Here is a 12,889-nt window from a genome sequence, read left to right as displayed (position 1 = left end):
AACGCGAATATTCGCGATGTGCCATGGACCGGGCACCCAGGTCCGTCCTATCGTCCTCATTGCGGGCAGGGAGCGGCCCCGCGACCGAGGAGGGGAACCGTGGCGCGTGAGGAATTGACCCGCCTTACCGGCAACGTCGGCGGGCCCGACTGCGACGACGACGATTGCCCGAACGTCTACCGGACCAAGAGCGGTTCATTCGTCATCCAGGGCGACGTGTCCGACGTGTTCACCCCACCCACTGGTGAAGGACTGGTGGAGATCCCCGAGCACGTTCTGAGGGAGGCTGTTCGTGCTCTTGGATGGTGACGACTGGCGTCGATTCTTCGATGCCTTCGAGCGCGAGGCGTGGCGGTTCGAGGCTCAGCCCACATACACCATGCCCAAGGAGGAGGAAAACGTAGCGCGCTTCCTGCGCGGCGAGGACAAGCCTGCCGACCACAATGCCCGCTGGCACGAACGGGTACGCGGGTATATGGAATCCGGCAAGGCCGTCGGCCGTGTCCGTGTTGTGCGTCAGCCGCTCACCGACTACCAGCGGTATCAATTCGCCTGGGGCATCCCTGGAAACATTGCGGCAGGGGAAGACATCCGGATCCTGGATGTGACGCGCGACGACTTCGGGTTGCCACTCTCGGGCCGTGACTGGTGGATGTTCGACGATTTCCGCATCGCGCACCTGAACTTCCGTCCGGACGGAACGCAGATCAATCGCGAATCGTATGAAGGTGATGCGGGGCCGTATCGGGGGTGGAAGCGGGTCGCCCTGGAGCACGCAGTACCTTTCGAGGAGTACGTGAAGGGCCTTGACGCTTGACCCCGAGCAGCTAGGCCAGTCGAAAGCTGACCTGGCAGAAACACTCCGCAGCATGCGCAAGCGAGCCAGGCGTACTCAGATCTGGCTTGCTCAGCGCTGCAATATTTCTCAGACCAAGCTGAGCAACATCGAAACCGGGCGAGTAACCCCCGGACTTCTCGATGTCGAGTTGATCCTTGGAGCCCTTGATGCGCCTGCGGAACTTCTATCGGAAGTGACAGCCCTCGCGCGCCTTGCCAACACGGAGTGGCAAGGCAAGCGGGCATCTTGGCGACGAGGGCTGGAGAAACGACAAGCCGAACTGGCGGGTCTCGAAGGGGAAGCCACAACACTTCGCTACTTCTTGCCTGCGATGGTGACGGGACTCCTGGCCACGCCTGAATACATCAGGGCCGGCCTCAGCCACTCCCCAGTGGACACAACCAAGACGGTCGCGAGGAAGCTGGAGCGGCAAGCAGTCCTCTACGACGGCACGAAGCGCTTCACGTTCCTGCTCACAGAACAAGCCGTCCGATGGGCCGTGGTCCCGCGTTCAGCGATGGCCGTCCAGATGGATCGGCTCGCCTCGATCTCCCATCTGCCCAACGTGCGTATCGGGGTCATCCCTACAGGGGAAGTTGTCTGTCGTGGTCCAATGAACACCTTCACCGTCTACGATCAACGGCTGGCAACTGTCGAGACGTTCACCGGACGTATCGTTTTCCAGGATGCCAGGGATATTGCGGAACACCTTCAAGTGTTCCGCATGTATGAGCATCACGCACTCTTCGGCGAGGAAGTCAGAGCACTGCTCGGACAGTGGGCCGCAGGCTGCCGCGCATGATCGTCTACCCGACAACGCGAATAATTCGAGGAACTCACTCCATTCTGAGAGATCATTGACTCTCACGGATTGCAGGGAGGTATCCGAAATGGTGAACGGTACGAGTTCCACGGAAGGCAACGGGAATTTCGCGGTGTGCCTGCTCACAGGGGCGTCGGCATGAGCGAACCGAGGAGCTACCCGAGTGGGCCGGTAGAGCTTCCGCTGAGCATGGACCTCGAACCCACACCAGTTCCCGGCTGTGCCGGTTGCACAGAGCTGGCGAACGTGAGGGACCGGGCGCGTGCCGGTGGCGACTTGACCACGGTGACCGACTGCAACATCTACCTTCGGCGGCACCCGGAGGGGCATTGATGGTCACGGTTGAGGACATCGGCAAACGGGTCGAGGACGCATGGAGAAGGGGCGGCATCCTCCGTGGCCTGATCCCGGATTACAAGGGCCCCGCCGAACTGCCCCAGCAGCGCCGCGAGCGGGCGACCGCCTTCCTGTGGCCGGACCATGGGGCGGCCGGGAGTGGTTGCTGCCGCCCGGCTCCGTGACGCGGGCATGAGAATTCCGGCTGCCCGCCGACCACCGTGGTGGGCACCCGGACAGTCCTCCGACCGGACAGGCCAGGAGCAGGGACAGGTTGTGCCGCGTCGGAGTTGACGTGCTCAGGCTCCCGCCCCGGTCCGTCCCTTCGCTGTGGTGCTGCCCTGGGTAGTGAGGGCAACGGCTTCGGGCCCAGGGCAGCCGAAGCACTCCGACTCCCGTCCTGGTGGTGAAAAACCTCGGACAGGTCGAGCGGGCGGGGCGGGGTGCACCACGGTCCGGGGTCAACCTCTCCGGGGTGTTCGGCGTTCGAGAGGAAGGAACGGGCGAGAATGGGTAAGAAGGACGAGGACGACTGGGACCCGCATGCCAACCAGGATCAGGCGACTGATCCCGATACCCGTGTGTCCCAGAACGGGGACGTGCACAGCAGCATGGGTGATGACGAGGACCGCGAAGGGAAGTAGCGCCCGTGATCCATGGCGAGAACCTGGCGAAGGACCTGCGGCGTGATCATGGATTCATCCACGTCGGGCGCACCAGGGACGGTAACGCCGTGGTCATGCGCCGAAGCGAAAAGTGGACTGTCGTCCCCCTTCGCTGGCTCACTGAGGAAGCCGTGGACACCATCAAGACCCAGGCCGGGGTCAGCCCCGTCTGAGTCGTCACTCGGCAAGTCAACAGAACGCCCCCGCCGACTGGCGGGGGCGTTCTGTTGTTCGCTGCGAAAGCTCAGAGTAGGGCGCGGGAGGGATTGCCCGCCAGCGGTTCCGGGCGCTTCGGTTCGGGGGCAGGCTCCGGGGCCTGTGTGGTGGCCGTGCGGTAGGTGGCCATCTGCACGGCCGTGGCCCGGTTCACGTGATGCTCCGGCTTGGCCGGCATCGGCTCCGTGACGGTTTCCCTCGACTTCCCTCGACTCTGAAACCCAGCTACGGCAGGTTCCGCGCCATCACGATCCGCTGCACCTGATTCGTGCCCTCATAAATCTGCGTGATCTTCGCGTCCCGCATCATCCGCTCGACGGGGTAGTCACGGGTGTAGCCGTAGCCGCCCAGCAACTGCACCGCGTCCGTGGTGATCTCCATGGCCGCGTCGGAGGCGTAGCACTTGGCGGCGGCACCGAAGAAGGTCAGGCTCTCCTTCGCGCCGTCGCTGCCCTCGTGGACACGCTCGGAACGCGCGGCCGCCGCATAGGTGAGCTGCCGCGCCGCCTCCAGCTTCATCCCCATGTCGGCCAGCATGAACTGCACACCCTGGAAGTCCCCGACGGGCTTGCCGAACTGCTTGCGCTCGGTCACGTATCCCTTCGCGTAGTCCAGGGCGCCCTGCGCGATGCCCAGTGCCTGGGCGGCGATGGTGATGCGGGTGTGGTCCAGCGTCTTCATCGCGGTGGCGAACCCGGTGCCCTCCGCGCCGATCATCCGGTCCGCCGGGATGCGCACGTTGTCGAGGTAGACCTCGCGCGTCGGCGACCCCTTGATGCCCAGCTTCTTCTCCGGGGCGCCGAAGGAGACACCCGCGTCGCCCTTCTCCACCACGAACGCGGAGATGCCCTTGGTGCGCTTGTCGGGGTCGGTGACCGCCATCACCGTGTAGTAGTCGGAGACCCCCGCGTTGGTGATCCAGCGCTTGACGCCGTTGAGCACCCAGTCGTCGCCGTCCCGCACGGCCTTCGTCTTCATGCCGCCCGCGTCCGAACCGGCGTCCGGCTCGCTCAGGCAGTACGAGAACATCGCCTCGCCCTTGGCCATCGGCGTCAGGTACCGCTTCTTGAGCTCCTCCGACCCCGCGAGGACCACCGGCAGCGAGCCGAGCTTGTTGACGGCCGGGATGAGGGAGGAGGAGGCGCATACGCGGGCGACCTCCTCGATGACGATGACGGTGGCCAGCGCGTCCGCACCCGCACCCCCGTACGCCTCCGGCACGTGGACCGCGTGCAGGTCGTTGGCGACCAGCGCGTCGAGGGCCTCCTGCGGGAACCGGGCCTCCTCGTCCACCTCCGCGGCGTGCGGGGCGATCTTCGCCTCGGCGAGCGCGCGCACCGAGTCGCGGAGCATCTCGTGCTCCTCCAGCGGCCGGTAGAGGTCGAATTCAGACGCCAAGGTGTCTCACTCCTTCGAGGGCCTGCCTGTGAGAGCCTGCCCGGATCGCGGACCAGCTAATTACCGTTAAGTAACCCCGATTTTAGTGGCCCCGCCCGCTGCCGGGGTACGTGAGGTTCACGACAGGCAGGGCCCCGTTATGCTCGCGGGCAGCGTTCTGCCGTCACAAGGAGCATCCCTATGGCCTCGCCCAAGATCACCGTGATCGGTCTCGGCTATCTCGGCGCCACTCACGCGGCCGCCATGGCTGAGCTGGGCTTCGAGGTACTGGGACTGGACGTCGTCCCCGAGAAGATCCGCAAACTCGAACAGGGGCAGGCTCCCATGTTCGAGCCCGGCCTGGAAGACCTGCTGCGCGCCCACGTCGCCGGCGTCGAAGGCTCCAGCGGCCGACTGCGCTTCACCGACTCCTGGGAGGAGATCGGCGCCTGGGGCGACGTCCACTTCCTGTGCATCAACACCCCGCAGAAGCACGGCGAGTACGGCTGCGACATGAGCTACCTCGACCGCGCCGTCGACTCCCTCGCCCCCCACCTGCACGGGCCCGCTCTCGTGGTCGGCAAGTCCACCGTGCCCGTCGGCAGCGCCGCCCGCCTCGCCGCCCGCATCGCCGAGCTCGCCCCCGCCGGGCAGGACGCCGAGCTCGCCTGGAACCCCGAGTTCCTGCGCGAGGGCTTCGCCGTCAAGGACACCCTCCACCCCGACCGGCTCGTCGTCGGCGTCGGCGGACCCCGCGGCGAGGCACTCCTGCGGCAGGTCTACGCCGCGCCGATCGCGGAAGGCACCCCCTTCCTCGTCACCGACTACCCCACCTCCGAACTGGTCAAGACCGCGGCCAACTCCTTCCTCGCCACGAAGATCTCCTTCATCAACGCCATGGCCGAGGTCTGCGAGGCGGCCGACGGCGACGTCGTCAAACTCGCCGAAGCCATCGGCTACGACGACCGCATCGGCCGCAAGTTCCTCCGCGCCGGCATCGGCTTCGGCGGTGGCTGCCTGCCCAAGGACATCCGCGCCTTCATGGCCCGCGCCGGTGAACTCGGCGCCTCCGAGGCGCTCGCCTTCCTGCGCGAGGTCGACTCCATCAACATGCGGCGCCGCGCCCAGATGGTCGAGCTCGCCCGCGAGGCGCTCGGCGGCGCCCTGCTCGGCAAGCGGATCGCGGTCCTCGGCGCCACCTTCAAGCCCGACTCCGACGACGTACGGGACTCGCCCGCGCTCAACGTCGCCGGCCAGCTCCACCTCCAGGGCGCGCAGGTGACGGTCTACGACCCGAAGGGCATGGACAACGCGCGGGCCGTCTTCCCCACCCTCGGCTACGCCGCCACGGCGCGGGACGCCGCCCGCGGCGCCGACGTCGTCCTCCACCTCACCGAATGGTCCGAGTTCAAGGAGCTCGACCCGGCGGCGCTGGGCGACGTCGTCGCCGCCCGCCACCTTCTCGACGGCCGCAACACCCTGGACCCCGCCCTGTGGCGGAAGTCCGGCTGGACGTTCCGCGCCCTGGGCCGCCCCACGCTGTAACGGCCCCCTCCTGTCCCCACCCGCCCGTCACCCCGCACTGCCGGGTACGGCCCCGGGGCGCGTCTTGGCGCTTGCGCCGTCACCCACCCACCCGCCCGTGCCCCGCGCCGCCGGGTCCGAGGCGGGGCCCGTGCCCTGGCGCCACGGCTGTCACCACCGCCCGCCCGTACCCCCGCCGTTGCCGAGGTATGGCACGGGGGCAGGGGCGGATGCCCTCGCGTGTGGCTGGTCGCCGTATGCCCCGCTCGCCCGTGACCCCGCACCGCCGGTGGTGGACCCGGGCGGAGCCGGTGTCCGTGTCGGCGGCTGGTGTGTGGCTGGTCGCCCGCAGGCCCATCAGCCCACCCACCCAGCGTTCCGTGGCAAGGGCGCCGGGCCCCGTGGCAGGGTCGGCGTCCCCGTTCGCGGCCGATGTGTGATCGGCCGCACGCACACCCCTACCCGCCCTCCCGGTGCTCCACGACGGGCCCCGCGCCGAAGGGCGAGGTGTGTCCCTGTCTGCGGGCGCGGCCCGTACGCCCCACCCACCCGGCGTTCCGCGACGACGAACCTGAGCCCTCGCTCAGGACTGTGACGGGCGGCGCCTGGAGTGGAGACGGAGCCGGATCCCTGTGGCCCCTCCCGCCCGACCGCTGGTCCGCGGCGTCAGGTTCAGGCCCCGGTCGGGCTCTGTTCCCTCGCGTGCGGTCGGGGACCAAGCCGGTCATCACCCGCCCGCACCACCTGACTCGCCGTCACGACAATTGCGAGCCCGGACGAAAGAAGCGCCGGCCCCAACCGGTGGGGGCGGCCCCTGTGCGGTCCCACCCCGCACCCGTGAGGCGGCGATGGTGGGCGATGCGTGCGAGCCGGAAGCGCGGGCCCGGGGGCGGGTGGGCGGGGAAGAGGGAACGGGGCGACAGGCCGCACCGGAGGAACGGGCTCGGCCACGGGCCGCAACCCCCGGTTGCGGAGTGCCGGGCGGGCGGGTGGGCGACCCCCTGCAAGACCTATCGAGCGCGCCGCGCTCGATAGGCCCGCATCTTGGCCCGACTCCCGCACCCGGCCATGCTGCACCACCGGCTGTGCCCCGCGGGGCTGCGGTCGTAGTACACCCAGCGGCAGTCGTGCGCGTCGCACGCCTTGAGCCGCGCCCACGTCCCGTCACCGGCCGCGGTGGCGACCCCCGCGGCGAGTTGTGCGGTGAGGGCGGGGAGCCCGGTGAGTCCGGCTGCGGGGTGGAGCCGGGCCTCGCCGTGGGAGCCGATCCACAGGGCGAGCGGTGCTTCGCGCAGGTGCCGTTCGAGCACGGTGGCGGTTTCCGGGGGCACGGAGGCCCCCGTGTGGGCGAGACAGGCAGCCCGCAGTGCCTCGCGCAGTTCGCGGAGCCCGGGAAGGTCGTGCGTGCCGAGCCGAAGGGGCGTCAACGCGTGCGCCTGGGTGAATGCCGCGAGGCCGTCGGCCGTCGACAGGTGATCGCTTCCCGCCGCGATGTCCAGCGTGTTGGCCAACTGCTGTGCCAGTCGGAGGGATTCCGGCGCCTGTCTGTCTCCCACTCTTGCCACGTTACCGGCGTCGCCCCATGATGTGGTAACCGACCGTGTTACCCGTTGCCGCGTTGTAGCGGTAACGCGACGAGAGGAGGCACGATGGCCGTCCCCACGATGGGCGTCACCGTCCTGGACTGCCCGGACACCCGGCGTCTCGCGGAGTTCTACGCCGGGGTTCTGGGCTGGCGGGTGGACGAGTCGCGGAGCGACAGCGCCTGGACGGAGGTGGCCGACGAGCACGGCCGCAGGCGGCTGGCCTTCCAGGAGGCGCCGGGTCTCGTGCCGCCGGAATGGCCGAGCGGGGGGCATTCGCAGCAGCTTCACCTCGATCTGGACGTACCGTCGTCGCGGATCGAGGAGGCGGAGCGCGAGGTGCTGGCGCTGGGTGCCCGGCTGCTCCAGGACGACGGTGGTGGAACGCGCGGTTTCCGCGTCTACCTGGATCCGGCCGGCCACCCGTTCTGCCTCTGCCTGGCCGACCGCTGAGGAATCCCCCACCAGTACCGGCCGGCCGCTGACCCGCCGCCTCCGCCTCGTCGGCCGCTGACCAGCCGCGAGTCCCGCAGCCGCCGCACCGCCGCGTGCCCGCACGCCCCCGTACACACCTGTGGCCGGGCCCGACAAAGGGGCCCGGCCACAGGTGGTGGTGCGGCGGCGCGGGGGGTGCGGGCGACGGTTGCGAGCCCGCGTCCGCGTCAGCGGTCGGAGGTGACGGTCACCTTCTCGTCGTTGTTGAGCTGCTGCACGAGCTGCTTGACCTTCCCCTTGTCCCACTGGAGGTTCCCGTTGGGCGCATTGCCGGAGATGGGCATGTTCATGGACTTGCCGTCACCACCGGAGACGCTCTTCATGGCCCAGAACATCGAGGCGACGTTCCACAGGCTCATGTCCTTGTCGACCTTGAGGGTGTCGAGGCCGGCGCCCATGGTCGGGTAGAGCTTGAAGGGGTTGAGGACGGTGCCGGGGGTGGCGACCTGGTTGGCCAGCGCGGAGAGGAACTTCTGCTGGTTCTTGGTGCGGTCGAGGTCGCTGCCGGGCAGCGCGTAGCGGGTGCGGACGAAGGCGAGGGCCTGCTTCCCGTCGAGGGTCTGCTTGCCCTTCTTGAAGTCGGCGCCGGACTTGTCGTCGTGGATGTCGCGGGGGATGTCCATCTCCACGCCACCGACCGAGTCGACGATGTTCGCGAAGCCGCCGAAGCCGATCTCCGCGTAGTGGTCGATCTTCAGTCCGGTGTTGTGCTCGACGGTGCGCACCAGGAGCGGGGGCCCGTCCTCCGCGTAGGTCGCGTTGATCTTGGTGTGGCGGCCCTGGGCCGGATAGTTCTTGCCGGAGTCGGAGCCGGTGTAGGAGGGCACCTCGACGTCCGAGTCGCGCGGCAGCGAGACCATGGTGTTCCCGTCGCTGCCGACGTGCAGGATCATGATCGAGTCGGTCCTGCCCTGGTCGGTGGGGCCGCCGGTGTGGAGCCGGTTGCGGTCCTCGGAGGTCATGCCCTCGCGGCTGTCGGAGCCGACGATCAGGTAGTTGGTGCCGTCTCCGGACTCGGGGCGGTTCTGGACGATGCTGAGGTCCACTTCGCGGCGGAGCTTGGAGTCGGCCCAGAAGTAGGTGCCGATCGACCAGGCGAGCACGACGACGACGAGGGTGAGCACGCCCCATTTGAAGCGGCGCCGCCAGTCGGGGCGCGGGCGGCCGGCAGGGGGGCCGCCGCGGTCGCCACCGCCGCTCCCGCCGTAGACCTGGCCTTCGCTGTAGCCGGAGTCGTAACCGGGCGGCGGCTGGTTTCCGCCGCCGTAGCCGGCGTCGTACCCCTGGCCGTAGCGGCCGCCGTCGTATCCGCTGTCGTAGGTCTGTCCCTGGTGCGAACCCTGGCCCGGGCCCCGGGTCTGCGGCGGGACGCCGGGTGCCGATGTGTGGGGCATGGCACGCGTGGGGTCGGGGCGGGCCGCATCGCGGCCACGACCCTCCCGGCCCCGGGAGCTGTCGGTCCAACCGTCGGGCCACTGATTCATGCCTCGAAGTGTGCCTGCACCCGGTCGGCGCAACACAGGGCGGGTACCACTTCGGGGTCGTCCTGTAGCAGTTCTGATGCATTATGCAGGGCTTCGGGCGGACTGTGTGCGGCCGCATAGGGTGGAGGCATGACCGACCAGGCGCATACGGCGCACAGCGAGCTTCCGGGCAAGCCGACGTCCGCCTCCCGTACGACCCTCTCCCACATCATGACGGGGAGCGAGACCAATCTGTACGGGACCGTGCACGGTGGTGTGATCATGAAGCTGGCCGACGACGCCGCCGGTGCCGTCGCCGGGCGTCACTCGGCGGGACCCGCGGTGACCGCCTCCATGGACGAGATGGTCTTCCTGGAGCCGGTCAGGGTGGGCGACCTGGTCCATGTGAAGGCGCAGGTCAACTGGACGGGCCGGACGTCGATGGAGGTCGGTGTACGGGTGCTGGCCGAGCGCTGGAACGAGTCGACCCCGGCCTCCCAGGTCGGTTCGGCCTACCTGGTGTTCACCGCGATCGACGAGCACGGCAAGCCGCGGTCGGTACCGCCGGTGCTCCCGGAGACGGACCAGGACCGGCGCCGCTACCAGGAGGCACAGATCCGCCGTACGCACCGGCTGGCCCGGCGCCGCGCGATCAAGGACCTGCGGGCGAGCCGCGCGGCGCCGTCCGCGCGGTAGCGAGCGGCGGCCGACTCAGCCGCAGTCCACCTCGTCGCCGCGCATCGGGGCCTGGGTGGGGGTGCTGTGCGGGTCGGGCGGGCGGATCTTGCGCACCCGCTGGTCCGGGTCGCCGACGGTGACCTTCATCCGGGGGCCCTGGTGCGGTGTCTTCACCAGCTTCGCGCCGGGCAGGGCGGCGGCCAGGGACCGGGCGGAGCGGTCCCACCCCGGGTCGTAGCCGAGGGTGGTGCGCCCGTCCGCCGTGCGGGGGGCGTTGGAGGGCGTGCCGCTGGTGGCGAAGCCCTGGTCGTGCAGCTCACGGTCGACGCGGCCGCCGAGCCCCTGCTTGCCGGTGGCGTTGGCCACCTCGACGCGGATGGAGCGCGGGGCGACCTCCACCTGGGGCGGGCCGCCAGGAGCTGCGGGTTTCGCGGGCCGGGACAGCGGCCGGTCCGCGCGCAGTGCCGCGAACAGCTTGCCGGCCTCGGCCTCGTTCCAGGTGACGGTGGAGCCGAGTGCGGGCACCTGGCGGTCGGTGTCGGCCAGCGGCACGGAGGTGAACTCGGAGGAGGCCGGTTGGAATCCCCGCATGGCCCGGCCGAGCGCCATCATCTGTTCGGTGCCGAAGCCGTTGTCGGCGCGGACGGACTTCAGCAGCGCGGAGGCGACCTTGTTGAAGCGGACCGGGTTCATCAGCACCCCGGTGTCGGTGGCCCGGGAGATCACGGAGGCGAGGAAGCGCTGCTGCCGTTTCATCCGGCTGAGGTCGGAGCCGCCGTCCAGGTGGCGGGCCCGCACGTACTGGAGGGCCTGGCCGCCGTTGAGCTTGGTGGTGCCCTTGGGCAGGTCGAGACCGGAGTAGCGGTCGCGGAGCGGCTTCTCGGTGCAGACGGGAACGCCGCCCAGGACGTCGACGGTGTTCATGAAGCTGGTGAAGTCGACCTCCAGGTAGTGGTCGACGTGCACGTCGGTCAGCTGTTCCACGGTCCGCACGGTCAGTGAGGGGCCACCGGCGGTGTACGCGGAGTTGAGCTTGGCCGGCTGGGCGGCGACGCGTTTGCCGGTCGCGCGGTCGGTGTGGGGCGGCAGCTTGGTGTAGGTGTCGCGCGGCAGGCTGACGACGCTGGCGCGGTCGCGCTTGCCGGAGAGGTGGACGAGCAGCATCGTGTCCGTGCAGTCGCAGGCGGAGCCGCCCAGGTTGTAGCGCTTCTTCTGCTCCTTGGACAGCCCCTCGCGGCGGTCGGTGCCGACGACGAGGAAGTTGACGCCGTTGTCGTCCTTGGGTCGGTCGGTGAGCCCGTGGAAGGGGTCGACCCTGCGGACGTCCGCGCTGAGCCCCGTCACCATGGCGTGGCCGACGCCACCGGCGGCCAGTAGCAGTACGGAGGTGCCGGTGGCGATCCGCAGGCCCCATCTGGGGCGGCTCGGGCCGGGGGAGGGGGCGCGTCGAGGCAACGGGTGGCCACCTTCCGCAAAGAGAGAACGAACAGAAGCGGTACATTGGGTGACAATGTGACAGCGGAGAGTGCCCACACTGTATGCCGGTACGATCTCCGGATCGTGCGAACACGCCGTCCTGGACGGCCCTGGGCGGCCACAGGGGCGCGGGCGTGCGAAGCGTTCCCCCGATCGCGGTAACGTGAGCGGCGTGACTCGCCAGAACCCACGTTTCCCCCCGGAATCCTCGGCGGACGCGACCCCCCGCCCCGTCTCCGTGATCATGCCGGTGCTCAACGAGGAGCGGCATCTGCGCAGCTCCGTTCAGCACATCCTGGAGCAGCGGTACGACGGGGAGCTGGAGGTCGTCATCGCCCTGGGTCCCTCGACGGACCGCACGGACGAGATCGCCGCCGGACTGACCGCCGAGGACGCCCGCGTACGCACCGTGCCCAACCCGACAGGGCGCACCCCGGCCGGGCTGAACGCCGCCATCGCCGCGTCCCGGCATCCGGTGGTCGTCCGGGTGGACGGGCACGGCATGCTCTCCGCTGACTACATCGCCACCGCGGTGCGGCTGCTGGAGGAGACGGGCGCGGCCAACGTCGGCGGGGTCATGCACGCCGAGGGGGAGAACGCCTGGGAGGAGGCCGTCGCCGCCGCGATGACCTCGAAGATCGGTGTGGGCAACGCCGTCTTCCACACCGGCGGCGCCGCGGGCGAGGCCGAGACGGTCTACCTGGGCGTCTTCCGCCGCGAGGTCCTGGAGCAGCAGGGCGGCTACAACGAGGAGTTCATCCGCGCCCAGGACTGGGAGCTCAACTACCGCATCCGGGAGGCGGGCGGGCTGGTCTGGTTCTCCCCCGAGCTGCGGGTCTCCTACCGGCCGCGGCCCAGCGTGCGGGAGCTGGCCAAGCAGTACCGCAACTACGGCCGTTGGCGGCACGTGGTCTCGCGCTACCACTCGGGCTCCATCAACCTGCGCTACCTGGCGCCCCCGGTCGCGGTGTGCGCGATCGCGGCAGGTCTGGTCGTGGGTGCCGCCGTCACCCCGTGGGCGCTGGTGGTGCCGGGCGGCTACCTGGCGGCGATCGTCGCCGGTTCGCTGCCCGCGGGCAAGGGAATGTCCCTCGCGGCGCGTGCCCGGATCCCGGTGGCGCTGGCCACCATGCACATGTCCTGGGGCTGGGGCTTCCTGACGAGCCCGAAGAAGCTGGCCCGCAAGGTCATCGCCAGCCGCCGCGAGCCGGTCCTGGCCACCCAGTAGGAGCCGCACCGGCCGCGCACGTCAGCCGCGCATCCGCAGCACAGCCGTATCCGACGCAGGGTCGTATCCGGCGCAGGGCCGCGGCGCCCGCAAGGCCGCACCAGCCGCTGAGTAAGGGGCGCCCTCCCAGGAGGGCGCCCCTTACCTGTGGGCCTGTGCCGTCCCGGCGCGACCGCCGGCGGCGCCG

The 12,889-nt window shown here is 69.7% G+C and carries 15 protein-coding genes; 11 read left to right on the top strand and 4 right to left on the bottom strand.

Translation table 11 applies throughout. The features are described 5' to 3' along the window. The first annotated feature begins 99 nt into the window (after nt 1–99). From H297_RS0127900 to H297_RS0127875, 7 genes are all read left to right on the top strand, one after another. On the top strand, nt 100–309 hold the full coding sequence (locus H297_RS0127900; RefSeq protein ID WP_027739735.1) for a hypothetical protein: 210 nt from the start codon (nt 100–102) through the stop codon (nt 307–309). Then, nucleotides 293–817, top strand: a complete 525-nt coding sequence (locus tag H297_RS0127895; protein ID WP_027739734.1) for a DUF6879 family protein — start codon at nt 293–295, stop codon at nt 815–817. Before H297_RS0127900 ends, H297_RS0127895 begins: the two co-directional genes overlap by 17 nt. Further along, complete coding sequence (locus H297_RS0127890; protein ID WP_078514704.1) at nt 807–1,640, top strand: Scr1 family TA system antitoxin-like transcriptional regulator; 834 nt, start codon at nt 807–809, stop codon at nt 1,638–1,640. The genes H297_RS0127895 and H297_RS0127890 overlap by 11 nt, the downstream gene beginning before the upstream one ends. 159 nt (nt 1,641–1,799) lie before the next feature. After that, complete coding sequence (locus H297_RS44630) at nt 1,800–1,994, top strand: hypothetical protein (protein ID WP_078514700.1); 195 nt, start codon at nt 1,800–1,802, stop codon at nt 1,992–1,994. Further along, the gene (locus H297_RS0127885; RefSeq protein ID WP_027739732.1) at nt 1,994–2,182 is read left to right on the top strand and encodes a hypothetical protein; all 189 of its coding nucleotides are present in this window, start codon (nt 1,994–1,996) and stop codon (nt 2,180–2,182) included. Before H297_RS44630 ends, H297_RS0127885 begins: the two co-directional genes overlap by 1 nt. 324 nt (nt 2,183–2,506) lie before the next feature. Beyond that, nucleotides 2,507–2,641, top strand: a complete 135-nt coding sequence (locus H297_RS44625; protein WP_486589695.1) for a hypothetical protein — start codon at nt 2,507–2,509, stop codon at nt 2,639–2,641. A gap of 5 nt (nt 2,642–2,646) precedes the next feature. Then, nucleotides 2,647–2,835: a hypothetical protein gene (locus tag H297_RS0127875; RefSeq protein WP_027739731.1), complete on the top strand. Its 189-nt coding sequence runs from the start codon at nt 2,647–2,649 to the stop codon at nt 2,833–2,835. Between the two features lie 268 nt (nt 2,836–3,103). Here the strand turns inward: H297_RS0127875 and H297_RS0127865 are convergent, their stop codons facing one another. Further along, nucleotides 3,104–4,231 (bottom strand): acyl-CoA dehydrogenase family protein, encoded by a 1,128-nt coding sequence (locus H297_RS0127865; RefSeq protein WP_051352269.1) that lies wholly within the window; start codon nt 4,229–4,231, stop codon nt 3,104–3,106. Nucleotides 4,232–4,456: 225 nt separating this feature from the next. Here H297_RS0127865 and H297_RS0127860 point away from each other — a divergent pair, with 225 nt between their 5' ends. Further along, nucleotides 4,457–5,800: a UDP-glucose dehydrogenase family protein gene (locus tag H297_RS0127860; protein ID WP_027739729.1), complete on the top strand. Its 1,344-nt coding sequence runs from the start codon at nt 4,457–4,459 to the stop codon at nt 5,798–5,800. Nucleotides 5,801–6,789: 989 nt separating this feature from the next. On the opposite strand, the gene H297_RS0127855 is transcribed toward H297_RS0127860, so the two are convergent. Further along, nucleotides 6,790–7,335 (bottom strand): CGNR zinc finger domain-containing protein, encoded by a 546-nt coding sequence (locus H297_RS0127855; RefSeq protein WP_027739728.1) that lies wholly within the window; start codon nt 7,333–7,335, stop codon nt 6,790–6,792. Nucleotides 7,336–7,428: 93 nt separating this feature from the next. Here H297_RS0127855 and H297_RS0127850 point away from each other — a divergent pair, with 93 nt between their 5' ends. Beyond that, entirely contained in the window at nt 7,429–7,815 is a 387-nt protein-coding gene (locus tag H297_RS0127850; RefSeq protein WP_027739727.1) for a VOC family protein, read from the top strand. A 209-nt stretch (nt 7,816–8,024) separates the two neighbouring features. On the opposite strand, the gene H297_RS0127845 is transcribed toward H297_RS0127850, so the two are convergent. Further along, nucleotides 8,025–9,341: an LCP family protein gene (locus H297_RS0127845; RefSeq protein WP_027739726.1), complete on the bottom strand. Its 1,317-nt coding sequence runs from the start codon at nt 9,339–9,341 to the stop codon at nt 8,025–8,027. A 129-nt stretch (nt 9,342–9,470) separates the two neighbouring features. Between H297_RS0127845 and H297_RS0127840 the strand changes: the two genes are divergently transcribed. Then, nucleotides 9,471–10,016, top strand: coding sequence for an acyl-CoA thioesterase (locus H297_RS0127840; RefSeq protein WP_027739725.1), 546 nt, complete (start codon nt 9,471–9,473; stop codon nt 10,014–10,016). A gap of 15 nt (nt 10,017–10,031) precedes the next feature. Here H297_RS0127840 and H297_RS0127835 read toward each other — a convergent pair whose 3' ends face one another. Then, complete coding sequence (locus tag H297_RS0127835; RefSeq protein ID WP_027739724.1) at nt 10,032–11,453, bottom strand: LCP family protein; 1,422 nt, start codon at nt 11,451–11,453, stop codon at nt 10,032–10,034. Nucleotides 11,454–11,646: 193 nt separating this feature from the next. On the opposite strand from H297_RS0127835, the gene H297_RS0127830 reads away from it, so the two are divergent. Further along, nucleotides 11,647–12,702, top strand: coding sequence for a glycosyltransferase family 2 protein (locus H297_RS0127830; RefSeq protein ID WP_486589694.1), 1,056 nt, complete (start codon nt 11,647–11,649; stop codon nt 12,700–12,702). The last annotated feature ends 187 nt before the right edge of the window (nt 12,703–12,889 follow it).

The organism is Streptomyces sp. CNT360, from assembly GCF_000424785.1.
Note: the sequence above shows the minus strand (reverse complement) of the source record. Positions and strands in the feature narration are given on the sequence as shown.

Bases quoted from the DNA above. Each gene is read 5' to 3' on its own strand.
- H297_RS0127840 (WP_027739725.1), top strand. From the start codon at position 9,471: ATGACCGACCAGGCGCATACGGCGCACAGCGAGCTTCCGGGCAAGCCG.
- H297_RS0127865 (WP_051352269.1), bottom strand. From the start codon at position 4,231: ATGCTCCGCGACTCGGTGCGCGCGCTCGCCGAGGCGAAGATCGCCCCG.
- H297_RS0127845 (WP_027739726.1), bottom strand. From the start codon at position 9,341: ATGAATCAGTGGCCCGACGGTTGGACCGACAGCTCCCGGGGCCGGGAG.
- H297_RS0127860 (WP_027739729.1), top strand. From the start codon at position 4,457: ATGGCCTCGCCCAAGATCACCGTGATCGGTCTCGGCTATCTCGGCGCC.
- H297_RS0127850 (WP_027739727.1), top strand. From the start codon at position 7,429: ATGGCCGTCCCCACGATGGGCGTCACCGTCCTGGACTGCCCGGACACC.
- H297_RS44625 (WP_486589695.1), top strand. From the start codon at position 2,507: ATGGGTAAGAAGGACGAGGACGACTGGGACCCGCATGCCAACCAGGAT.
- H297_RS44630 (WP_078514700.1), top strand. From the start codon at position 1,800: ATGAGCGAACCGAGGAGCTACCCGAGTGGGCCGGTAGAGCTTCCGCTG.
- H297_RS0127885 (WP_027739732.1), top strand. From the start codon at position 1,994: ATGGTCACGGTTGAGGACATCGGCAAACGGGTCGAGGACGCATGGAGA.